Origin of the sequence: Aeromonas finlandensis (genome assembly GCF_000764645.1) — a bacterium.
In the GTDB taxonomy this organism is placed as follows: Bacteria; Pseudomonadota; Gammaproteobacteria; order Enterobacterales; family Aeromonadaceae; genus Aeromonas; species Aeromonas finlandensis.
On the sequence record NZ_JRGK01000262.1, the window covers coordinates 16,208 to 38,794 of the forward strand.

Genomic DNA, 22,587 nt, shown 5'->3' on the forward strand with positions numbered 1-22,587 from the left:
GATTCGTAGTCATGACCCTCTCTTTGCGCGGCAAGCTGCTGGCCACCAGCCTTGGCGTGGTGCTGCTGATGGCAGCACTGCTAGGTGTAGTGGCATTCCATACCCTCAAATCACGTACCATGGCCGCTATCCAGAGCGAAGCGGTCAACTATGGCCACGCCTACTCGGTGGCGATCGGTGAGTGGATGGAGGACCGTAAGAACACGGTCCATGCGCTGGTCAATCTGATCGGCGGCAACCCGCAGGCCGAGCTGGTGCCTCACCTGAAGCAGGCCTACACCTCCGGTGGCTTCGGGCTCGCCTATTTTGGCTCCGCGCAGGGGGTGATGACCCGGCAGGACCCCTCCCTCAACACCGGCAACTATGACCCGCGCGAGCGCCCCTGGTATCAGGATGCGGTGAAGGCGGGTCAGCTGATCATCACCGCCCCCTATGTCAGCGTCACCATGCAGAAGCTGGTGGTCACCCTCTCCGAGCCGGTGCGTCATCAGGGCGAGCTGGTCGGCGCCGTGGGGGCCAACCTGGCGCTCGACAAGCTGATCGACGAGGTGTTGGCGATGAAGGTGCAGGGTGAGGGTTACGCCATGCTGCTCGACAGCAGCGGCCTCATCGTCGGCCATCCGCAGAAGGATCTGGCGCTCAAGCCCATCGCCGAGCTGGCGCCGGGGCTCTCTGCCGCCACCTTCCAGCAGTGGGGCCGCGAGAACAGCGAGCTGCACGCCGCCACCATCGACGGGCGGGATGTGCTGCTGGCGGTACAACCGGTGGCGGGCACCGACTGGCTGCTGGCCATGGTGATGTATCGCGATGTGCTGGAGGCGCCGCTCAGCAACCTGCTGTGGCAGCTGGTGGGGCTGACGCTGGTGCTGATGCTGGTGTTCAGTGCCCTGCTCACCGCCACCTTCAAATACCTGTTCGCCGATCTCGGTCGGGTGGCGCACGCCCTGCACGACATCGCCCACGGCGAGGGGGATCTCACCGTTCATATTGATACCCGCAGTCAGGACGAGGTGGGTCAGCTGGCGCGCAACTTCAACCAGTTCGTGGCGCGGCTGCACGGCATCGTTAGCCGGTTGCGGGATGTGACCGTCGAGCTGGCGGCCCAGTCCCGTGCCCAGGCGGCCGGGGCCCAGGCCCGCAGCCAGCGGGTGCGTCAGCAGCAGGACGAGATCGTGATGGTGGCGACCGCGGTGACCGAGATGGCCTCCGCCACCCAGGAGATCGCCGGTAACGCCGAGTTTGCCGCTACCACCGCCACCGATGCAGTCGCACTGGCGGTCGCGGGTCAATCCCAGGTTGGCCAGAGTCAGCGCAGCATTACCGGTTTGGCGGATGAAGTGGCCGATGCCAGTCAGGTGATCAACGAGCTCGACAGCCATGCCCAGAAGATCAGCGGCATTCTGGCCACCATCAGCGGCATCGCCGAGCAGACCAATCTGCTGGCGCTCAACGCCGCCATCGAGGCGGCCCGGGCCGGTGAGCAGGGCCGTGGTTTTGCGGTGGTGGCGGACGAGGTGCGGGTGCTGTCGCGCCGTACCCACGACTCCACCGACGAGATCCAGCAGATGATCGAGACCCTGCAGCAGACGACCCGTCGCGCCGTGGGCGGCATGGAGACCAGCCGTCAGCTGGCGGGCACCAGTGTGGAGGATGCAGAAGCCGCCAACCTGAGCCTTGGCCGGATCAACGAGGCGATCGGCTCCATCAGCGACATGGCGACCCAGATCGCGGCGGCGGCCGAGGAGCAGACCTCGGTGACCGGCGAGATCAGCCGCAATACCGAGAATATCCGCCACGTCTCGCAAGAGCTGGCCGAGCAGGCGGGCAACGAGGCGGCGCAGGCGGCCGAGCTCAAGTCGCTGACCGAGCGGCTGGAGCAGGAGATTGGCCGCTTCCGGCTCTGATCCTCCGCCAACTCTCCATGCAAAAGGGCAGCCCGCGGGCTGCCCTTTTTAATTGCTGGTGGCCGTCAGGCGGCGCTCTCCAGCTGCGCCAGATGGAAGGCGCGCCAGTTGCCATCGGGCAGGTAGTGTTTGCCCTGCTGCCACTGGGGATCGTGCTGCACCACGTAGCGGTAGTGGTAGGCCAGCTGCTGGCCGACATAGCGCCCTTGCTGCGGGTCGAAGATCTCCACCTCGACAAGCTGGCGCAGATATTCGCTCTGCGGATCATCTTCGCCGTGGAAGTTCTCCATCTCGTCGAGCGCCGCGATGGCGGCGGGGAAGTCGTCCAGCCAAAACAGCTCGCCATAGACCCAGTCATCACCCGGCAGCAGGGCAGGATAGCCCTTGTGCTGCAGGTGATAGAGGGCGCCGCGCACCCGGGCGCGCCGCGGCGGCTGGCTCACATGAGCGGCCAGATAGCGCCGGTAGTTGAAGAGCCCGTCCATCAGACTGCCGTAGACGAACAGCGGGCGTGGCTGGCAAAGCGTCATGAAATCTCGCCACCCACGACCTTGAGGTCACCATCCTGTTGCAGCACCACCGCCTCGATGGCCAGCGCCAGCGCACGGGTGATATCGCTCATGGCGAGGCAGGGCTGGTTCACCTTGTCCGCCACCTGTTCGGTGATGTAGGGGACGTGGATAAAGCCGCCGCGCACCGCCGGGAACTGCTGTTCGATCAGGTAGTGCAGCTGATACATGATGTGGTTGCAGACGAAGGTGCCCGCAGTGTTGGAGACCGCGGCCGGAATGCCGTTCTCCTTGATGCGCTGCACCATCCCCTTGATGGGCAGGCGGGAGAAGTAGGCCGGAGCGCCATCGGCCTGAATCACTTCATCAATGGGTTGCTGCTGCTCGTTGTCGGGGATGCGGGCGTCGTCGAGGTTGATGGCGACCCGCTCCGGGGTAATGGCGAAGCGACCGCCCGCCTGACCGACGTTGATCACCACATCCGGCTGGTGCTGATGCATCAGCTCCGCCAGCAGGGTGGCCGATTTGCCGAATACGGTGGGGATCTGGGCCTTGATCACGGTGGCATCCAGAATGGTGTCCGGCAGGCGTTTTACTGCCTCCCAGGCCGGGTTGATGGGCTCGCCGCCGAAGGGGTCAAAACCGGTAATCAGAACTTTCATCATCTTCTCCCGAATTCTCAAAATGCCCAGTAATACATGAGGACGATATGGACCAGCACCAGAGTCAGTGCCATCGGCACCTGCACCTTGATCACCTTGTTGAGATCCTTCATCTCCAGCAGGGCGGCGGGCAGGGCGTTGAAGTTGGCAGCCATGGGGGTCATCAGGGTGCCGCAGAAACCGGCGGTCATCGCCAGCGCACCGGCGATGACCGGATCACCACCCTGCGCGACCACGAAGGGGATACCGATCCCGGCGGTGATGACGGTGAAGGCGGCATAGGCGTTGCCCATGATCATGGTGAAGACCATCATCCCGAGGCAGTAGGCCACTACCCCGATGAAGGGGCTGCCGAGCGGGACCACGGTGGAGATCCCGTGGGAGATGACGTCACCGACCCCGGACTTGTTGAAGATCACCCCGAGGGCGGCCAGCAGTTGCGGCAGGATACCGGTGATACCTACTTGCTGGATCATCCGGTCGGAGTCACCCACTACGGTGGAGGGGGTCGCGCGGGTCAGCAGCACCGTGATGACGAAGGCGATCACCGCCGCCAGACCGATACCGACCTGACCGCCAAGGGGCGTGAACTGGGCGATCACCACCGCCAGCAGGGCCAGCAACACGCAGGGCAGGAAGATCCGGCTGCCGATGCGGTTGGCGTGGCGCTGGGACTCCTCTTCGCTCGCCTGCTCCAGCTTGCCGATCTTCACCTGCTTGAGCAGGGTGATGACCCCCATGGCGAGGATCAGCATCCCGTTGATCATGTTGGGGATATAGCTACCGAAGGCGAACAGCACCCCGAGGATGGTCCAGAACAGGGCGGTGCCGACCCGGGCCGGGTGGTTGGCATCACGCAGGACGCGCCAGGCGCTGCTAAAGAGAATGACGCCGATCAGCACATAGAAGAATTCGAGCATATTGGGAATGAGAGTGGCCATTACTGTTGACCTCCCTTGCTGTTGCTCACGGCATATTTCTTGGCCATCTGACGGTCGAACCACATATTGGAGGCGGCGACCATAAACAGAATGATAATGGCTATCGGCATGGAGGCCTTGGCAATATCAACGGCGGAGACGTTATATCCCAGCGAGTCGAAGGTACCGACAATCAGCAATACCCCGGCGGAGGCGACGAAGGTATTTTGGGCAAAGAAGTTGCCATAGTTTTCGGTGGCTGAGACCCGCGCCTTGATATATTCCTCGTCCTCTTCGCTTAATTTGCCATGCACCTTGGTGGCGGCAGCCTGAGTCATCGGGTTGACCAGCGGACGAATAAATTGGGTATGGCCCTGTACCCGCACCGAGAAGAGACCGGCCAGCTCGCGGATAAACATATAAAGGGTCATGAACTTGCCCGGGGTGAGCTTTTTGATCCGCTCGATCAGGGTGACGGCCTGTTGTTTCAGACCGTAGCGTTCGCAGATGCCGATCATCGGCAGGGTCAGCAGAAACAGCGTGACCATGCGGTTGGAGACGAAGGCTTCACCCAGCAGGGAGAGGCATTCAGCAAAGGATAGACCGGAGACCAGGGCGGTAGTGACGGCGGCGACCAGAACGACGGCCAGGGTATCGAGCCTGAAGTAAAAACCCAGCAAGATAATGAGTATGCCGCTCAGTTTAATCCATTCCAAATTGATCACCTCTCTACATTTGAATATTTATGTGTAATTTTTAAATTGTTAGCTATTTATCATCGAACGAAAGTGATGGCAACAATTAATCATTAAAATTGGAGCCGTTTGGGTTTTTATTTCTCTGTTTGGTGGTTTGTTGTGCAGATTTAAAGCGAGGACTCAATATGGAAGGCTCACTTCAGTCTTTTGTTGCGATGTTGTTGGATGGTGCTGGAAATATATAGTTAGTAACCGTGAGATAATGGCCACTACGACAGTTGGTGTTCTCTTTTTTTATTTTCATTCATATACACCCGTTAATAATATGACGATCTGCTGGTTCATTGTCATATATAGGGTGTGAGTGATAAGCGATGTTGCCATTAATCTGATCTGGCCAGAGAGGGGCAGTTCAGAGCACGAAAACCGGCGGGGACCTTCAGCGGAGACCATTGGCGGTGAGCCGCGGCCGGGCAGGGGTGAAGAGGGCGTGGCTGGAAGAGAGGGGGCGAGAAGGCGAGGTGTGGTTGAAAAAAGCGGGGAGCCAGCAGGGCTCCCCGTTCGGCTTCAAGGGGTCTGCTTGACCCAAATCAGCTGGTCGGTGGCAAAGCCCAGCCCCTTGGCCTTGGCGATCAGCGCGTCCACCTTCTCTTTGGGCGGATTGGGGGAGCGGGAGAGGATCCAGAGGTAGTCGTGGTTGTAGCTGGTCACCAGCGAGAGCTGGTAGTCGGGGTCCAGATCGATGACGTTGTAGCCGCCGTAGAAGGGGCCGAAGAAGCTCACCTTGAGCCGTGCCTCATCCGGGTTGCCGACGAAGTAGGCCTTGCCCTCCGCTTCGCGCCAGCTGCCATCGCTCTGCTTGCCGCGGTTGAGCACCTTGACGCCGCCATCATCCCGCAGGCTGTAGGTGGCGCTTACCTGCTCCAGCCCCCGCTCGAAGCTGTGGTCGAGGCGGGCAATTTCGTACCAGGTGCCGAGATAGCGATCGAGCTGAAATCCGGTGACGGGGCGGATGCCGTCGGCAATCCCGGTACAGGCCGTCAGTAGCAAAGCGGTGAACAGACAAAGTAGTGAACGCATGGGTAATCCCTCTCTTGTTATCCCTCGATGATGCGCAGCTGGCCATCCCGGAAGCGGGAGGCCTGATCCGTCGGCGTGCTGCCGAAGAAGCGCTTGTACTCCCGGCTGAACTGGGAGTTGCTCTCGTAACCGACTCTGGCCGCTGCGGTGCCCGCCTTGATGCCGTCGTGCAGCATCATCATGCGCGCCTTGTGGAGGCGAAACGACTTGATGTACTGCAGCGGTGAGGTGGCGGTGACCGCCTTGAAGTGGTGGTGAAAGGCGGAGACGCTCATGTTCACCTCCCGCGCCAGCTCCTCCATGGTGAGGTTGTCGGCATAACGCGACTCTATCATACGCAGCACCCGGGCGATCTGGCCCACATGGTTGTGGCGATTGGCGAGCGCCTGCAAGGCGGGGCCGCCCCCCTCGATGAGGGCGTGGAACAGCATCTCCCGCACCGTCTGCGGCCCCAGCACCTTGGCGTGCAGCGGGTTGTCCATCAGATCGATCAGCCGCTCGGCGGCGCAGAACATCGCTTCCGACAGGCGCACCGAGTGGACGCCGCTCTTCTGCGGGGCGGGGGCGGGCAGGGCGTCTCCCAGCTCCAGCAGCAGCTCTTGCAGGGTGACCATGTTGATCTCGATGGAGAAGCCGATGAGAGGCTGCTCGGGGGAGGCGAAGCACTCGCACTCGCAGGGCAGCGGCAGGGTCATCAGCAGGTAGTGGTTGGGGTCGTAGCGAAACACCTGATCCGCCAGATAGCCCACCTTGTGCCCCTGCAGGATCACGATCATCCGCGGCTGGTAGAGCACCGGGGTGCGGCCGTGGTACTCGGTGGTATAGATGAAACTCACCTGCTCCACCGGGGAGGGGGTGATGCCGGGGGCGGTGACGTGGCGGGTCACTCTGGCGGCGAGGTCGCTGTAACGGTTTTGCATGGGCGCTCTTTGATTCGACTGTTCCGGTTTTCGCTGCTTTGTAGAAATAGGCAAGAATCAAGCAGGATGTTGTCTTGATGGTAGGTGTGTTCTGGAGAAAAATGCAATCACGATTTCGCGGCCTGGCCGCCCTGACTATCAGAAGAAGGCAATGTCGATGAACAACTTTACGCTCCATACCCCGACCAAAGTCCTGTTCGGCCAAGGGCAGATCGCCCAGCTGCGCGAGCAACTCCCCAGCGACGCCCGCGTCATGATCACCTACGGCGGCGGCAGCGTGGTACGCAGTGGCCTGCTGGAGCAGATCCGCAGCGAACTGGCTGGCATGACCCTGTTTGAATTTGGCGGCATCGAACCCAACCCGGCCTACGAGACCCTGATGGGCGCCGTTGAGCTGGCCCGTGCCGAGCGGGTCGACTTCCTGCTCGCCGTTGGCGGTGGCTCCGTGCTCGATGGCACCAAGTTTATCGCCGCTGCCGCGCACTACGATCTGGCCAAAGAGCCCTGGCACATTCTCGAGACCGTCGGCAGCGAAGTGCGCTCCGCCATTCCGCTCGGTTCAGTGCTGACTCTGCCGGCAACCGGCTCCGAAATGAACATGGGTGCCGTCATCACCCGTCGCAGCAGTGGTGACAAGGTGCACTTCTTCTCGCCGTTCGTGATGCCGCGCTTCGCCGTGCTGGATCCGGTGCTCACCTACACCCTGCCCGAGCGTCAGGTGGCCAATGGTGTGGTGGATGCTTTCGTTCATACCGTGGAGCAGTACCTCACCTATCCGGTCAACGCCAAGGTGCAGGATCGCTTCGCCGAAGGCTTGCTGCTGACCCTGATCGAAGAGGGCCCCAAGGCGCTGGCCGAGCCGCACAACTACGAGGTGCGCGCCAACATCATGTGGAGCGCTACCATGGCGTTGAACGGCCTGATCGGTGCCGGTGTGCCGCAGGACTGGGCCACCCACATGCTGGGTCACGAGCTGACTGCCCTGCACGGCCTCGACCATGCCCAGACCCTGGCGGCAGTGCTGCCCGCCCTGTTGCAGGCCAAGCGCAAACAGAAGCATGCCAAGCTGCTGCAATACGCAGAGCGGGTGTGGGGTCTGAACAGCGGCAGCGAAGCGGAGCGCATCGACGATGCCATCGCCGCGACCCGCGACTTCTTCGAGCGGATGGGGGTCAAGACCCGACTGCGCGATTACGGTCTGAAAGATCTGGGTATCGATACCCTGATCGGCAAGCTGGGAGAGCACGGTATGACCCGTCTGGGCGAGCACAGCGATATCGATCTGGTGCAGAGCCAGCATATTTATGAAGCGGCCTGGTAAGGTCCGCCAATCGGCGCCACACGGGCGAAACGATTGAATTGTCGGGGCCGTCTCCCGCCATCGGGCGGCTGGACGGCCCCGTTTTTGTTGGGAAAATGTTACTTTTCGGCGTTTCGATGCGAGAAGTGAGACGAAAGCGGATTTCGTAAGAACAAAAAACGCTAAGATAGAGGGCCGGTAAAACATTTTTTTTGACTGGTTGGATCACTTTTTTCAGCCGTTTTTACTGGTATAAGCCTCTAATTTGGTTTGTTTTTTTTAATCGTAGCCAGGGATGGGCTGAATTCTGTACGAGTGCCGTCGGGACTGCGGTTGTAATAAAACTCCAAAATTTGATACTAATCACCTTCGCGCCTGAAAAGCGGGGGCCTGACCATGACAGGAGGTTGAGGTAAAGCCTACTGATTTTCATAACAAAGAGCCCTGGACCTGCACTTTGGTCATGTCTTGTTTCGTCAGAAGTGAGACACTGGGCAGCGATTGTTTATTAACCATCAGGGAATAGTCATGCAGATTGGAATACCGAGAGAGAGTCTCGCCGGTGAGACCCGGGTCGCAGCGACCCCGGCTACCGTCGAGCAGCTGAAAAAGCTCGGCTTTGAGGTTGCCATCGAGTCCGGCGCAGGCCAGTTGGCCAGCTTCGATGATGCCGCCTTCGAGGCTGCCGGTGCCAGCGTGGTGCCGAATGTCTGGCAAGCCGACCTTATCTTCAAGGTCAATGCGCCGACCGATGCCGAGATCGCACAAATTAAAGATGGTGCCACTCTGGTGAGCTTCATCTGGCCTGCCCAGAACCCTGAGCTGGTCAAGAAGCTGTCCGAGCGCAACATCAATGTGATGGCGATGGACATGGTGCCGCGGATCTCCCGTGCCCAGTCCCTCGACGCCCTCTCCTCCATGGCCAACATCGGTGGCTATCGCGCCGTGGTTGAAGCTGCGCACCAGTTCGGTCGCTTCTTCACCGGTCAAATTACCGCAGCCGGTAAAGTGCCGCCTGCCAAGGTGCTGGTGATCGGCGCCGGTGTAGCCGGTCTGGCCGCCATCGGTACTGCCGGTTCCCTCGGTGCCATCGTGCGTGCGTTCGATACCCGTCTGGAAGTGGCCGAGCAGATCGAATCCATGGGTGGGGAATTCCTCAAGCTGGACTTCGGCGGCGAAGATGGCGCCTCCTCCGACGGTTACGCCAAGGTGATGAGCGAAGAGTTCATCAAGGCCGAGATGGAGCTGTTTGCCCAGCAGGCCAAAGAGGTGGACATCATCATCACCACCGCCCTGATCCCGGGCAAGCCGGCTCCCAAGCTGATCACCAAAGAGATGGTCGACAGCATGAAGCCGGGCTCCGTCATCGTGGACATGGCCGCTCAGGCTGGCGGTAACTGCGAATACACAGTGCCGGGTGAACTGCATGTCACCGACAACGGCGTCAAGGTGATTGGTTACACCGATCTGCCGGGTCGCCTGCCTGCCCAATCCTCCCAGCTCTACGGTACCAACCTGGTCAACCTGATGAAGCTGATGTGCAAGGAGAAGGACGGCAACGTTGCCATCAACTTCGAAGATGTGGTTCAGCGCAACATGACGGTGATCCAGGCCGGTGAAGTGACCTTCCCGCCGCCCGCCATCTCCGTCTCTGCCGCTCCGCAGAAACCCGCCGCCGCCAAACCGGCCGCCAAGAAAGAAGAGGCCAAGCCTTCCAACAAGAAGTTCGTGTTCGGTGCCCTTGGCATCGCCGCCTTCGGCTGGATTGCGTCCGTTGCCCCGGCAGCCTTCCTCTCCCACTTCACCGTATTCATCCTGGCCTGTGTGGTCGGTTACTACGTGGTGTGGAACGTTTCGCACGCCCTGCATACGCCGCTGATGTCGGTCACCAATGCCATCTCCGGCATTATCGTGGTCGGTGCCCTGCTGCAGATCGGGCAAGGGTCGACCTTGGTCACCGTGCTGGCGTTCGTCGCCGTGCTGATTGCCAGTATCAACATCTTCGGCGGTTTCACCGTCACTCAGCGCATGCTGAAGATGTTCCGTAAGGATTAAGGGGGTTTAACGTGTCTCAAGGACTGGTAACAGCATCCTATATCGTTGCCGCCGTGCTCTTCATCCTCAGTCTCGCGGGACTGTCGAAGCAAGAAACGGCCAAGCATGGCAACCTGTTCGGTATCGCGGGTATGGCTATCGCCCTGCTCGCCACCGTATTCAACCCGGAGACCAGTGGCGTGCACTGGATCATTCTGGCCATGGTGATCGGCGGTGCCATCGGCGTGCGTCTGGCACTCAAGGTCGAGATGACCGAGATGCCCGAGCTGGTGGCTGTGCTGCACAGTTTCGTCGGTATGGCAGCGGTGCTGGTGGGCTTCAACAGCTTCATCGATCTGCACCCCTCTGCCCCTGCTGAAGTGGTGGTCTCCGTCGGTTCCAACCTGGATGCCACGCTGGCAGCCGCCCGTGCGGCATTCGAACAGGCGGCCAGCGTCGCCCAGGTCGAGCACCTCTCCGGCGCCATGCTGAACATCCACCTGGTCGAGATCTTCCTGGGCGTCTTCATCGGTGCCGTGACCTTCACCGGTTCCGTGGTGGCGTTCGGCAAACTGCGTGGTCTCATCTCCTCCAAGCCGCTGATGCTGCCGCACCGCCACAAGCTGAACCTGCTGGCCGTGGTCGCCTCGCTGGCGCTGATGGTCTACTTCGTCAACGCGGGCGGCTCTACCTTCGCCCTGCTGGTGATGACCCTGATCGCCTTCGCCTTCGGCTGGCATCTGGTGGCCTCCATCGGCGGTGCCGACATGCCGGTGGTGGTCTCCATGCTGAACTCCTACTCCGGTTGGGCGGCAGCGGCGGCGGGCTTCATGCTCTCCAACGACCTGCTGATCGTGGTGGGTGCGCTGGTTGGTTCCTCCGGTGCCATCCTGTCGTACATCATGTGTAAAGCGATGAACCGCTCCTTCATCTCCGTGATCGCCGGTGGCTTCGGCTCCGACGGCGTGGCCTCCACGGCTGATCAGGAGATGGGCGAATACCGCGAAACCAGCGCCGAGGAAGTGGCTGACCTGCTGAAGAACTCCAGCTCCGTCATCATCACCCCGGGCTACGGCATGGCGGTGGCGCAGGCTCAGTATCCGGTGGCTGAAATCACCCAGAAGCTGCGTGATCGCGGCGTCAAGGTGCGCTTCGGTATCCACCCGGTTGCCGGTCGTCTGCCAGGCCACATGAACGTGCTGCTGGCGGAAGCGAAAGTGCCGTATGACATCGTGCTGGAAATGGATGAGATCAACGACGACTTCGCCGATACCGACACCGTGCTGGTGATCGGTGCCAACGACACCGTTAACCCGGCTGCGATGGAAGATCCGGGCAGCCCGATCGCCGGTATGCCGGTACTGGAAGTGTGGAAAGCGCAGAATGTCATCGGCTTCAAGCGCTCCATGAACACTGGCTACGCCGGTGTCCAGAACCCGCTGTTCTTCAAAGATAATACCCAGATGCTGTTTGGCGATGCCAAGGCGAGCGTCGAGGCGATCCTCAAGGCACTGTAAGTGCCCGTCAGGGACCGCATATCAAGGAGGCTTCGGCCTCCTTTTTTATTGCCCATCCATTGTATATCCTCAAACCATGTTGGTATGGAGATGTGCTCATGGATTGGCGGCGAAGATGGCGGCAGGTGTGGCAAGGTGGCTGGGTGCTGGCCTCGCTTTTTCTGGGCGGCAGCGCGCTGGCTGACGAGCAACCAACCCTGACCATACTGACCGAGCTGTGGCCCCCTTATGTGATGCGCGGCGACAACGACGAACTGGTGGGGGCCGATCTCGATCTGGCCCGCGCCGTGCTGCTCCAGATGGGTTATCGCACCGAAATAAAAGTACTGCCCTGGAAGCGGGTATTGCAGCAGGCCCGCCTCAAGCAGGGGGATGCGGTACTCGACGTCTTCTTTGAATCCTCCCGCCAGCAGTGGCTCCACTACCCCGAAGAGCCGCTCTCTTACAGCGGCGAAGTGCTCTTCTATCCGGCGGATCGCCCGGTAAAATTCGAGCAGCTCTCCGATCTCAAGGGGTTGCGGGTCGGCATTCAGGCCGACTACGCCTACAGCCCCGATTTTCTGGCCGATCCCGGGGTGACTCGGGTGCCGATGACCGGTGAGGGGAATGCCATCAAACAGCTGCATCTGATGATGGCCGGTCGGTTGGACGGAGTGGTACTCAACGAGCGGGTTGGCCACTATTTGCTGCACACCCAGGGGTTGCAGGATCAGGTGAGTCACGGCACGCGCCTGCTGACCGACGACAACCGCAACTTCCTCGCCTTTACCCACAAGCCCGGCCACGACCAGCTGGCCATTCGTTTCTCCTCCGCACTCAAGGCGTTCAAACAGACCCCTGCCTACCAGCAGTTACTGGCCCGCTATCACCTCTGAGCGGCCACAGGGCTGTGCGCCGCTTCACAATTTGTCGCACTTTGTTAAAAGGCGGGCATAATGGCGCTGAAAAAAGCGATATTGCGCAACTTAATTTGATTATATTGACATTAAAATCAAATTAAGTTGATTTTCATGGGGCAGTCTCCAGACTGCGACCCTCTCGCGATACTCATTGCGGCGCACCCAGAGTGGATACCAACCCCGCGTCACCTTTTTTGCCATGTTGTTGCCTGTGGCGATGACTGGTATTGCTCCATGAACATGAGAAACACTGCGATGAAAGCACAATGGACCGACTTTATTACCCTGCTCAAGCGTGAAGTGGTGCCGGCCCTGGGCTGTACCGAGCCGATGTCGGTGGCGCTGGCGGCGGCCAACTGCCGCAAGCTGCTGGGGGAGACCCCGACCCGCATCAGCGTCTGGGTCAGTGGCAATCTGTTCAAGAACGGCATGGGGGTCGGGGTACCGGGCACCGGCATGATTGGTCTGCCGGTGGCGGCTGCGGTCGGCATCACCGGCGGCAATCCCGATGCCGGGCTGGAGGTGCTCAAGACCCTTACGCCGCAGCAGGTGGAAGCGGCCAAGGCGCTGCTGCCGGTCATCAAGGTGGATGTGAAGGATGTGCCGGACGTGCTCTACGCCGAGGTGCTGGCAGAAGTTGAAGGGCACAGCGCCCGGGTGGTGATCTGTACCGACCACACTCGCATCATCCTGATGGAGAAGGATGGCGAGGTACTGATGGAGCAGAACAGTGCCCCCGGCGTGCAGATCCAGCCAGCCAAATCCGCTAAACCGACCATGACCCTGCGGGAGATCGTCGACTTCGCATTGGGAGTGCCGCTGGCGGAGATCGACTTCATCCGCGAGGCCGCCACCATGAATCAGGCGCTGGCGGACGAAGGGTTGCAGGGTTACGGCCTGCAGATCGGCAAGATCCTCACCGAACAGGTGGAGCGCAAGCTGCTCTCCGATGACCTGATGACCCTGGCCATGCGCCTCTCTTCCGCCGCCTCCGATGCGCGGATGGATGGCGCCATGCTGCCCGCCATGTCCAACTCCGGTTCCGGCAATCAGGGCATCGCCGCCACCATGCCGGTGGTCGCCGCCGCTCGTTTCCTCAAGGTGAGTGACGAGCAGCTGACCCGGGCACTGGTGATGAGCCATCTGGTGGCCATCTACATCAAGACCTATCAGAACAAGCTGTCGGCCCTCTGCGCCGCCAGTACCGCCGCCATGGGCTCCGGTGCCGCCATCACCTGGCTGCTGGGTGGGCAGTATCAGCAGATCAGCCACTGCATCAACAACATGATTGGCGATGTCTCCGGCATCATCTGCGACGGTGCTGGTAGCGCCTGCTCCATGAAGGTCTCTACCTCCACCTCGGCGGCGGTGAAGTCCTCCCTGATGGCTATCAACAACCTGCATGTCCCCCAGAGTGAGGGGATCGTCTCCGATGACGTGGATCAGACCATCGCCAATCTGGGCCGCCTCTCGAAAGAGGGGATGCTGGATACCGACATCGAAATCATCAACATCATGCGAGCGAAACAGCAGAAGCAGTGAATCTGTGACAAGGGGGCGATAGACCCCCTTGTTCTTGTCACGACGGCGCAGACCGTCTGACACGGTTGCCAGGGCAAGCATGGCGCTTGCTCTTGTTTCTCGGGCGCCAGCCCGCTTTTTGGGGAGTCATACCATGACACTTAGCGTTATCGGCAATCTGGCCATCGCCGCCATCTTGCTGTTCTTTCTCTACCGGTTACAGGAAAAACATGTGAGCTTCACCCGCCGGGTATTTGCCGGTCTGGGGCTCGGTATTCTGTTCGGCGCCGCGCTGCAACTGCTCTACGGTGCCGGTTCGCCGGTTATTGTCCAGACCATCGACTATCTGGATATCGTGGGTAGCGGCTATGTGAAGCTGCTGCAGATGATCATCATCCCGCTGATCATGGTCTCCATCATCGGTGCCATCCTCAAGCTCAATGGCGGCACTGCGCTGGGCAAGATCAGCGCCATGACCATCGGCGTGCTGATCTTCACTACTGCCATCGCCGCCGGGGCGGGCATCCTGATGTCCAACCTGTTCGGCCTGACCGCCGAAGGGCTCACCTCCGGTGCCGCCGAGAGTGCCCGTGGCGCCGCGCTGCAGACCACCCTCGGCAGCGTCGAGAGCATGTCCTTTGCCAAGATGGTGCTGGAGTTCATTCCGGCCAACCCCTTCCTCGACATGACCGGGGCGCGCAAGACCTCTACCATCGCCGTGGTGATCTTCTCCATCTTCATCGGCCTCTCTGCCACCGGCATTGCCCGCAAGAAGCCTGAGATCTTCGCCAGCTTCAGCCACTTCGTGGCCGTGGCTCACGCCATCGTGATGCGAATGGTGACCCTGGTGCTGCGCCTGACCCCGTTCGGCGTGCTGGCGCTGATGACCAAGGTGGTCTCCGGTTCCAACTACGCGGATATTCTCAACCTGCTCAGCTTTGTGATGGCCTCTTACGGCGCCATCGCCATCATGTTTGCCGTGCATCTGCTGCTGGTGAGCATGGTCGGCATCAACCCGCTGCGCTTCCTCAAGAAGATCACCCCGGTGCTGGCGTTTGCCTTCACCTCGCGCACCAGTGCGGGCTCCATCCCGATGAACGTGCAGACCCAGACCAAGTCGCTGGGTATTCCGGAGGGGATCGCCAACTTCGCCGCCTCCTTCGGTTCCACCATCGGCCAGAACGGCTGTGCCGGTATCTATCCGGCGATGCTGGCAGTGATGATTGCCCCGACTGTCGGGGTCAACCCGATGGATCCCGGCTTCATCATGACCCTGATCGCCATCATCACCGTCAGCTCCTTCGGGGTGGCCGGGATTGGTGGTGGTGCTACCTTTGCCGCGCTGATCGTGCTCTCCGCACTGGACTTCCCGGTGGCGCTGGCCGGTCTGCTGATCTCCATCGAGCCGCTGATCGACATGGGCCGCACCGCGCTGAACGTCTCCGGCTCCATCACCGCAGGGACGGTCACCAGCCGCCTGATGGGCGAAACCGACATGCATGTGTTCAACAGCGATCACGAAGTGAGTCTGGACGGCGAAGAGTCCACCGTCTGATTTGCGTCGGTTGATCTGCCTGTGGAAAGGGACGACCCTTTCCCGTCATAGACCGCAGGGAGGGCATGCCCTCCCTGCGCCATTGAGAGGAAAAACAATGAGAATTCTGATCATCGGTGGCGAAGCCGCCGGTATGAGTGCGGCGGCCAAGGCGCGCCGTCTGGCCAAAGATGCCGACATCGTGGTGTATGAAGCCTCCGAGGTGATCTCCTTCGGTGCCTGCGGCCTGCCCTACTTCGTCGGTGACGAGTTTCAGGAGCCCGGCTACATGGCCGAGTTCACCCCGGAGCAGTTCGCCGCCAAGGGGATCGAGGTCAAGATTGGCCATCGGGTGCTGAGCGTTGACGCGGCGGCCCAGACCCTGCAGGTAGAGCATAACGGCGACACCTTCACCGATCGCTACGATCGGCTGATGATCGCCACCGGTGCTCGTGAAGTGATGCCCCCGATCCCCGGCTTGCAGCAAGAAGGGGTATTCGGTCTGCGCCGGATGGCCGATGGACTGGCGCTGAAGGCGGCGGTGCAAGACAAGAACAATCGTCGCGCCGTGGTGATCGGTTCCGGTTTTATCGGGCTGGAGGTGGTCGAGGCCCTGGTCCATCAGGGCAAAGAGGTACGTCTCATCGAGCTGGCGGATCGGGTCATCCCCGATGCGTTTGATGGCGAGATCACCCAGCACATCGAAACCGAACTGCGCGCGCAGGGGGTCTCTCTCCATCTGGGTGAGCGAGTTGAAGCGCTGCTGGGGGATGGCCGGGTCACCGGCGTGCGAACCAGCCAGGGCGAGTACGAAGCCGATATCGTGGTGGTCTGCACCGGGGTCAAGCCCAACACCGAGTTTCTGGCTGATACCGGCATCGAGCGGCTCGGCAACGGCGCCATCAAGGTGGATCGTCAGGGACGCAGCTCGCTGGCCAACGTCTGGTCGGCCGGTGACTGTGCCAGCGTCTGGCACAGCGTGAAGCAGCAGCAGGTCTATGTGCCACTCGCCACCATCGCCAACAAGCTGGGCCGCATGGTGGGCGAGAACCTGGCGGGGGCCGAGCAGGAATTCCCGGGCACTTTGGGCTCTGCCGCGCTCAAGGTGCTGGGGCTGGAGGCGGGTCGTACCGGCCTCTCCGAGCAGGAGGCCAAGGCGATGGGCATCGACTATCGCACCGTGGTGATCAAGGACAAATGCCACACCAACTACTGCCCGGGTCAGTCCGACATCCACGTCAAGCTGGTCTATGAGGCGGGCAGCAAGCGGCTGCTGGGCGGCCAGATCCTCGGTCGCAAGGGGGCGGTCCACCGCATCGACGCGCTGGCGGTGGCCATCACCATGGGGGTGACCACCGAACAGCTCGGTATGCTGGACTTTGCCTACGCGCCGCCCTTCTCCCGTACCTGGGATGCCCTGAACGTGGCGGGTAATGTCGCGAAGTAACAGGGCAGTGATGACGGCGCAGGGAGGGCGCCGTCACGCCATGCCAGTTCTGCAGAGCAATCTGCGAGTAACTTCTGTGGCTAAAATTGCAGAGATAAAAAAACCGATGCCTTGGCATCGGTTTTTTTGTTACCGGTTTATCCGTATCACTCAGCCACGGCCGAGGCGGTTCTCCGGGTAGTTCTTGGCCAGCACTTCGCGGGCATGCTTGGCCAGCTGCGGCATCTTCAGGGTGTCGTAAGACTCGACCATGATCTCCAGCGCCTTCTCGGTTTCGGCTGTGTCGGGATAGGTCTCGACAATCAGCTTGGCCCGGTTGGCGGCCGCGACCAGTGCATCACGCTTCACGTAATACTCGGCCACGCTCAGGTCATATCTGGCCAGGCGATTCTTCAGGCCAATCATGCGGGCACGGGCATCGGCGGCATAGACGCTGTTGGGGTAGTTCTGCAGCAGGGTCTTGAAGTCCTGGAATGCCTGACGGGCATAAGCAGGGTCTTTGTCGTCCCGAGCGATACCAAAGAGGCTCTGGAAGAAGTTGTAATCCGCCGCCATGTTGGTCAGGCCGCGCATATAGAAGACGTAATCGATATTTTTATGCGCCGGATTGAGGCGGATAAAACGGTCGATATTGGCGATCGCCTGAGCGGTATCATCCTGCTTGTAGTAGGCATAGATGAGGTCAAGCTGCACCTGGTTGGAGTAAGCTCCGAACGGATAGCGAGAGTCCAAAGCCTCCAACAATTCAGTGGCTTGCACGTAGTTGCCCACGTCCAGTTTGAGGCGTGCTTTCTGGTACAGGGTCTCCGGCGGTTCGTCGGGTACCTTGGGTTTGGTGCTGGAACAGCCAGTGATCAGGGTAGCGACCAAGGCGAGCGACATCAGCAGGTGAGACTTCTTTCCCATCAACAACATCCGGTCCATTTCCACGAAATTGGCAAAGTATCCGTTATGCTTGGCTAAAAGAAAAGCTAGAATACCCGGATTATTTCGAATTGATACCCCCCGCTCAAGAGACCATACATGAGCCAGCATATTGAACTGACAGGCGAATTCCAGGATCACCAATTCGGGCAGCGACTCGACCAGGCCCTGGCCGAATTGTTTCCAGACTACTCCCGCACCCGCATCAAGGAGTGGATTTTACAGGACAGAGTGACCCTGGACGGTCAGGTTGCCAACACCCCGCGCGAGAAGATTCTGGCCGGGCAACAGGTGCATGTGAATGTCGAGCTGGAAGCCGATACCCGCTGGGATGCCCAGGAGATCGAGCTCAACATCGTTTATGAAGATGAACACATTCTGGTGATCGATAAACCGGCTGGACTGGTGGTTCACCCGGGCGCAGGCACGCCGGATGGCACCATCCTCAACGCCCTGCTGCACCGCTACCCCGGCATTGCCGAGGTGCCCCGTGCCGGTATCGTGCACCGTCTGGATAAAGACACCACTGGCCTGATGGTGGTTGCCAAGACCGTACCCGCCCAGACCCATCTGGTGGAAGCGCTGCAGGCGCGCCAGATCACCCGTGAGTACGAAGCGATCGCCATCGGTCACATGACCGCAGGTGGCACCGTCGATGCCCCCATCGGCCGTCACCCGACCCAGCGTACCCATATGGCCGTGGTGCCCAACGGTCGTCCTTCGGTGACCCACTACCGGGTGCACGAGAAGTTCCGTGGTCACACCCGTCTGCGTCTGCGTCTGGAAACCGGCCGTACCCACCAGATCCGTGTCCACATGGCCCACATCAAACACCCGCTGGTGGGGGATCCCGCTTACGGTGGCCGTCTGCGCCTGCTGCGCAATGCGACGCCGGAGCTGACTCAGATGCTGCGCAGCTTCAATCGTCAGGCACTGCACGCCACCATGCTGCAGTTGGCGCATCCCATCACGGGTGAAGTGATGCAGTGGCACTCCGAGACTCCGCAGGACATGGTGGAGCTGATGGAAGTGTTGCGTGCTGATACCATCGCCAACCCGGATGATTTAGTCTGGAATTGATGCGCAAGACCGAGCTGCGACTGATCTTGCCGTAGCCCCGTCCTGAACCATCTTTGAAACGGGGCTCCTTAACTGGCAACAGCTAAGGAGCCCCGTTTTTATATGAATAAGCGAGAGGAGCCACAGATGAAATGGATCGAACCCGACTGGCCAGCCCCGGCGCGCGTCAGGGCGTTGTCGACCACCCGGGATGGCGGCGTCAGTGAAGGGGTCTTTGCCGGCCTCAATCTGGGGGCCCATGTGGGGGATGAACCGGCGCGAGTCGAGGCCAACCGCGCTCGCTTGCAGCAGGCGGCCCGGATCCCCGGCACCCTCAACTGGCTCAATCAGGTGCACGGCACCGTGGTACATCCGGTCTGCAGTCATTATGAGCAGGCGCCGGATGCCGACGCGGCCTGCGCTCATGAGGCGGATCAGGCCTGCATCGTGATGACTGCCGACTGTCTGCCGGTGCTGTTCTGCGATCGGGCGGGCACTGTTGTCGCTGCCGCCCACGCTGGCTGGCGTGGACTGAAAGAGGGCGTGCTGGAAGCGAGTATCGCCGCCATGGGTTGCGAGCCGGGCGAGATCCTGGCCTGGCTTGGCCCGGCCATCGGTCCCACTGCGTTTGAAGTGGGTGGCGAGGTGCGCGAGGCCTTTATGGCGGAGCAGGCCGAAGCAGGCGCAGCGTTCGTGCCTTCGTCCAACGAGGGCAAATGGCTGGCGGATATCTACCAGCTGGCACGGCTGCGGCTGGCCCGCGCCGGGGTGAATGCGGTCTATGGCGGCGACCACTGTACCTTCAGCGATAGCGAGCAGTTTTACTCTTATCGCCGCGACGGCCAGACCGGCCGGATGGCCTCCCTCATCTGGTTGGCCCGCTAAGCGCCGGTTAAGTACCCACCAAGTAATACCCCGTCTCTCTCACGACCAAATCGCGTGAGAGAGGCGGGGAACCTGCCTTCTCCCCGCTTTGCAGAAAAAATAACCAGCCTTGGCCCTTGAAATAGCCAGTACGGGCCTCATCTTTCATCTCAGAAAGTTATGTTGTTTGCCGCGCAAGCGGCGTCCGTCTTGAAAGGGGGAGTGCAATGCGCCTCGATCGCCTGACCAGCAAATTCCAAATCGCTATTTCCGATGCCCAGTCTTTGGCACTGGGTCGTGACCACCAATTTATCGAACCCGTCCATCTGATGTCTGCCCTGCTCAACCAGGATGGCGGTTCCATTCGTCCACTGCTGACCCTGACCGGGATGGATATCAACGCGCTGCGCTCCCGTCTCGGCGAGGAGCTGGATCGCCTGCCCAAGGTGAGCGGGGTTGAGGGGGACGTACAGCTCTCCAACGGCCTCGGTCGCCTGCTCAACGTCTGCGACAAACTGGCCCAGCAGCGCAAGGATCAGTTCATCTCCTCCGAACTGTTCGTGTTGGCGGCCCTCGACGAGAAGGGCAACCTGGGCGAGCTGCTGCGTGCCCAGGGGCTGACCAAAGAGAAACTGGAAGCGGCCATCGACAAGGTGCGTGGCGGCAAGAAGGTGGAGGATGCCAACGCCGAGGAGAACCGTCAGGCGCTGGAGAAGTACACCATCGATCTGACCGAGCGGGCCGAGATCGGCAAACTCGACCCGGTGATCGGCCGTGATGACGAGATCCGCCGTACCATTCAGGTGCTGCAACGCCGCACCAAGAACAACCCCGTGCTGATCGGGGCTCCCGGTGTCGGCAAGACCGCCATCGTCGAGGGGCTGGCCCAGCGCATCATCAACGGCGAAGTGCCGGAAGGGCTCAAGAACAAGCGGGTGCTGTCGCTGGACATGGGGGCGCTGGTGGCCGGTGCCAAATATCGCGGTGAGTTTGAAGAGCGGCTCAAAGCCGTGCTGAACGATCTGGCCAAGGAGGAGGGCAACGTCATCCTCTTTATCGACGAGCTGCACACCATGGTCGGCGCCGGTAAGGGCGAAGGGGCCATGGATGCGGGCAACATGCTCAAGCCTGCACTGGCCCGTGGCGACCTGCACTGCGTCGGTGCCACCACGCTGGATGAGTATCGTCAGTACATCGAGAAGGATGCCGCGCTGGAGCGCCGTTTCCAGAAGGTGCTGGTGGAGGAGCCGACAGTTGAAGATACCATCGCCATCCTGCGCGGCCTGAAAGAGCGTTACGAGCTGCACCATCATGTGCAGATCACCGACCCGGCGATTGTGGCGGCGGCCCAGCTGTCGCACCGCTACATTGCGGATCGCCAGCTGCCGGACAAGGCCATCGACCTGATCGACGAGGCGGCGGCCAGCATCCGGCTGCAGATCGACTCCAAGCCGGAGGCGCTGGATCGCCTCGAGCGGCGCATCATCCAGCTCAAGCTGGAGCAGCAGGCGCTGATGAAAGAGGACGACGACGCCAGTCGCAAACGTCTGGATCTGATCAATCAGGAGATTGGCGAAAAGGATCGGGAATACAACGAGCTGGACGAAGTGTGGAAGGCCGAGAAGGCTGCTCTCGCCGGAACCCAGCACATCAAGGCCGCGCTGGAGCAGGCCCGTCAGGATCTCGACGTGGCCCGCCGCGCAGGCGACTTGGGCCGGATGTCCGAGCTGCAATATGGCCGCATCCCCGAGCTGGAGAAACAGCTGGATCTCGCCACTCAGGCCGAGATGCAGGAGACCAGCCTGCTGCGCAACCGGGTCACCGACGTGGAGATCGCCGACGTCTTGGCCCGCTGGACCGGTATTCCGGTGGCCCGCATGCTGGAAGGGGAGCGCGACAAGCTGCTGCGGATGGAAGAGCAGCTGCACAGCCGGGTGATTGGCCAGGAGGAAGCAGTTGAAGCGGTCTCCAACGCTATTCGCCGCTCCCGTGCCGGGCTTTCCGATCCGAACCGCCCCATCGGTTCCTTCCTGTTCCTCGGTCCGACCGGGGTGGGCAAGACCGAGCTGTGCAAGGCGTTGGCGGAGTTCCTGTTTGATACCCAGGATGCCATGGTGCGGATCGACATGTCCGAGTTCATGGAGAAACACAGCGTGGCCCGTCTGGTGGGGGCGCCTCCCGGATATGTGGGTTACGAAGAGGGCGGTTATCTGACCGAGGCGGTACGCCGTCGCCCCTACTCGGTGATCCTGCTGGATGAAGTGGAGAAGGCGCACCCAGATGTGTTCAACATCCTGTTGCAGGTGCTCGATGATGGCCGCCTGACCGATGGTCAGGGTCGCACCGTCGATTTCCGCAACTCGGTGGTGATCATGACCTCCAACCTCGGGTCGGATCTGATTCAGGAGCACCACTCCGAGAAGGATTACGACGAGATGAAAGCCATGCTGATGGATGTGCTGACCCGCAGTTTCCGACCGGAGTTTATCAACCGGATCGACGAGACCGTGGTGTTCCACCCCCTCGGCGAGGATCACATCAAGTCCATCGCCCGCATCCAGCTCAAGAGCCTGATGGGCCGACTGGAGGCCCAGGGCTACGAGGTGGAGGTGACCGAAGCGCTGCTCGACAAGCTGGTGCACGCCGGGTTCGACCCCGTCTACGGGGCGCGGCCCCTCAAACGGGCGATCCAGCACAAGGTGGAGAACCCGCTGGCGCAGGCGCTGCTCTCCGGTCGCATCGTTCCGGGCAAAAAGCTGGTGTTGGGGGCCGACAGCAACGGTCTCACCATGACC

Annotated in this window: 18 protein-coding genes; 11 read left to right on the forward strand and 7 right to left on the reverse strand. The window is 61.0% G+C overall.

The genetic code is table 11. From position 1 onward, the window contains the following. Positions 1-11 precede the first annotated feature (11 nt). On the forward strand, positions 12-1,904 hold the full coding sequence (locus LD28_RS0113555) for a methyl-accepting chemotaxis protein (protein WP_033137486.1): 1,893 nt from the start codon (positions 12-14) through the stop codon (positions 1,902-1,904). 65 nt (positions 1,905-1,969) lie between these two features. On the opposite strand, the gene LD28_RS0113560 is transcribed toward LD28_RS0113555, so the two are convergent. The 6 genes from LD28_RS0113560 to LD28_RS0113585 form a co-directional block, all read right to left on the reverse strand. Further along, the gene (locus LD28_RS0113560) at positions 1,970-2,434 is read right to left on the reverse strand and encodes a gamma-glutamylcyclotransferase family protein (protein ID WP_033137487.1); all 465 of its coding nucleotides are present in this window, start codon (positions 2,432-2,434) and stop codon (positions 1,970-1,972) included. Next, positions 2,431-3,078, reverse strand: a complete 648-nt coding sequence (gene pcp / locus LD28_RS0113565; protein ID WP_274518919.1) for a pyroglutamyl-peptidase I — start codon at positions 3,076-3,078, stop codon at positions 2,431-2,433. The genes LD28_RS0113560 and pcp overlap by 4 nt, the downstream gene beginning before the upstream one ends. Before the next feature lie 14 nt (positions 3,079-3,092). Then, entirely contained in the window at positions 3,093-4,016 is a 924-nt protein-coding gene (locus tag LD28_RS0113570) for a DUF979 domain-containing protein (RefSeq protein ID WP_033137488.1), read from the reverse strand. Continuing rightward, positions 4,016-4,711: a DUF969 domain-containing protein gene (locus LD28_RS0113575; RefSeq protein ID WP_033137501.1), complete on the reverse strand. Its 696-nt coding sequence runs from the start codon at positions 4,709-4,711 to the stop codon at positions 4,016-4,018. The genes LD28_RS0113570 and LD28_RS0113575 overlap by 1 nt, the downstream gene beginning before the upstream one ends. Positions 4,712-5,260: 549 nt before the next feature. Next, positions 5,261-5,773 carry a lipocalin family protein gene (locus tag LD28_RS0113580; protein WP_033137489.1) on the reverse strand — a complete coding sequence of 171 codons (513 nt, stop codon included), beginning with the start codon at positions 5,771-5,773 and terminating at the stop codon, positions 5,261-5,263. 17 nt (positions 5,774-5,790) lie between these two features. Beyond that, positions 5,791-6,693: an AraC family transcriptional regulator gene (locus LD28_RS0113585; RefSeq protein WP_033137490.1), complete on the reverse strand. Its 903-nt coding sequence runs from the start codon at positions 6,691-6,693 to the stop codon at positions 5,791-5,793. Positions 6,694-6,850: 157 nt separating this feature from the next. Here LD28_RS0113585 and yqhD point away from each other — a divergent pair, with 157 nt between their 5' ends. The 7 genes from yqhD (at position 6,851) to LD28_RS0113620 (ending at position 16,945) form a co-directional block, all read left to right on the forward strand. After that, positions 6,851-8,014: an alcohol dehydrogenase gene (gene yqhD / locus LD28_RS0113590; RefSeq protein WP_033137491.1), complete on the forward strand. Its 1,164-nt coding sequence runs from the start codon at positions 6,851-6,853 to the stop codon at positions 8,012-8,014. A 507-nt stretch (positions 8,015-8,521) separates the two neighbouring features. Then, complete coding sequence (gene pntA, locus LD28_RS0113595) at positions 8,522-10,048, forward strand: Re/Si-specific NAD(P)(+) transhydrogenase subunit alpha (RefSeq protein WP_033137492.1); 1,527 nt, start codon at positions 8,522-8,524, stop codon at positions 10,046-10,048. An 11-nt stretch (positions 10,049-10,059) separates the two neighbouring features. Then, positions 10,060-11,544 carry a Re/Si-specific NAD(P)(+) transhydrogenase subunit beta gene (pntB, locus tag LD28_RS0113600; RefSeq protein WP_033137493.1) on the forward strand — a complete coding sequence of 495 codons (1,485 nt, stop codon included), beginning with the start codon at positions 10,060-10,062 and terminating at the stop codon, positions 11,542-11,544. A 98-nt stretch (positions 11,545-11,642) separates the two neighbouring features. After that, positions 11,643-12,419: a transporter substrate-binding domain-containing protein gene (locus LD28_RS0113605; protein WP_033137494.1), complete on the forward strand. Its 777-nt coding sequence runs from the start codon at positions 11,643-11,645 to the stop codon at positions 12,417-12,419. Between the two features lie 264 nt (positions 12,420-12,683). Then, the gene (locus LD28_RS0113610; RefSeq protein WP_033137502.1) at positions 12,684-13,985 is read left to right on the forward strand and encodes an L-cysteine desulfidase family protein; all 1,302 of its coding nucleotides are present in this window, start codon (positions 12,684-12,686) and stop codon (positions 13,983-13,985) included. A 133-nt stretch (positions 13,986-14,118) separates the two neighbouring features. After that, positions 14,119-15,519, forward strand: coding sequence for an L-cystine transporter (locus tag LD28_RS0113615; RefSeq protein WP_033137495.1), 1,401 nt, complete (start codon positions 14,119-14,121; stop codon positions 15,517-15,519). 97 nt (positions 15,520-15,616) lie between these two features. After that, on the forward strand, positions 15,617-16,945 hold the full coding sequence (locus LD28_RS0113620; protein WP_033137496.1) for a CoA-disulfide reductase: 1,329 nt from the start codon (positions 15,617-15,619) through the stop codon (positions 16,943-16,945). A gap of 150 nt (positions 16,946-17,095) precedes the next feature. Here LD28_RS0113620 and LD28_RS0113625 read toward each other — a convergent pair whose 3' ends face one another. After that, positions 17,096-17,851, reverse strand: coding sequence for an outer membrane protein assembly factor BamD (locus LD28_RS0113625; protein WP_033137497.1), 756 nt, complete (start codon positions 17,849-17,851; stop codon positions 17,096-17,098). A 117-nt stretch (positions 17,852-17,968) separates the two neighbouring features. Here LD28_RS0113625 and rluD point away from each other — a divergent pair, with 117 nt between their 5' ends. The 3 genes from rluD to clpB form a co-directional block, all read left to right on the forward strand. After that, positions 17,969-18,949, forward strand: a complete 981-nt coding sequence (gene rluD, locus LD28_RS0113630) for a 23S rRNA pseudouridine(1911/1915/1917) synthase RluD (RefSeq protein ID WP_033137498.1) — start codon at positions 17,969-17,971, stop codon at positions 18,947-18,949. 126 nt (positions 18,950-19,075) lie between these two features. Further along, the gene (pgeF, locus tag LD28_RS0113635) at positions 19,076-19,813 is read left to right on the forward strand and encodes a peptidoglycan editing factor PgeF (RefSeq protein WP_033137499.1); all 738 of its coding nucleotides are present in this window, start codon (positions 19,076-19,078) and stop codon (positions 19,811-19,813) included. 206 nt (positions 19,814-20,019) lie between these two features. Beyond that, positions 20,020-22,587, forward strand: a 2,568-nt coding sequence (gene clpB / locus LD28_RS0113640) for an ATP-dependent chaperone ClpB (protein ID WP_033137500.1), incomplete at its 3' end; no start/stop codon positions are given.

Coding starts and splice junctions, on each gene's coding strand:
- LD28_RS0113555 (WP_033137486.1), top strand. CDS start 12: ATGACCCTCTCTTTGCGCGGCAAGCTGCTGGCCACCAGCCTTGGCGTG.
- LD28_RS0113560 (WP_033137487.1), bottom strand. CDS start 2,434: ATGACGCTTTGCCAGCCACGCCCGCTGTTCGTCTACGGCAGTCTGATG.
- pcp (WP_274518919.1), bottom strand. CDS start 3,078: ATGATGAAAGTTCTGATTACCGGTTTTGACCCCTTCGGCGGCGAGCCC.
- LD28_RS0113570 (WP_033137488.1), bottom strand. CDS start 4,016: ATGGCCACTCTCATTCCCAATATGCTCGAATTCTTCTATGTGCTGATC.
- LD28_RS0113580 (WP_033137489.1), bottom strand. CDS start 5,773: ATGCGTTCACTACTTTGTCTGTTCACCGCTTTGCTACTGACGGCCTGT.
- LD28_RS0113585 (WP_033137490.1), bottom strand. CDS start 6,693: ATGCAAAACCGTTACAGCGACCTCGCCGCCAGAGTGACCCGCCACGTC.
- yqhD (WP_033137491.1), top strand. CDS start 6,851: ATGAACAACTTTACGCTCCATACCCCGACCAAAGTCCTGTTCGGCCAA.
- pntA (WP_033137492.1), top strand. CDS start 8,522: ATGCAGATTGGAATACCGAGAGAGAGTCTCGCCGGTGAGACCCGGGTC.
- LD28_RS0113605 (WP_033137494.1), top strand. CDS start 11,643: ATGGATTGGCGGCGAAGATGGCGGCAGGTGTGGCAAGGTGGCTGGGTG.
- LD28_RS0113610 (WP_033137502.1), top strand. CDS start 12,684: ATGAGAAACACTGCGATGAAAGCACAATGGACCGACTTTATTACCCTG.
- LD28_RS0113615 (WP_033137495.1), top strand. CDS start 14,119: ATGACACTTAGCGTTATCGGCAATCTGGCCATCGCCGCCATCTTGCTG.
- LD28_RS0113620 (WP_033137496.1), top strand. CDS start 15,617: ATGAGAATTCTGATCATCGGTGGCGAAGCCGCCGGTATGAGTGCGGCG.
- LD28_RS0113625 (WP_033137497.1), bottom strand. CDS start 17,851: ATGGGAAAGAAGTCTCACCTGCTGATGTCGCTCGCCTTGGTCGCTACC.
- rluD (WP_033137498.1), top strand. CDS start 17,969: ATGAGCCAGCATATTGAACTGACAGGCGAATTCCAGGATCACCAATTC.
- pgeF (WP_033137499.1), top strand. CDS start 19,076: ATGAAATGGATCGAACCCGACTGGCCAGCCCCGGCGCGCGTCAGGGCG.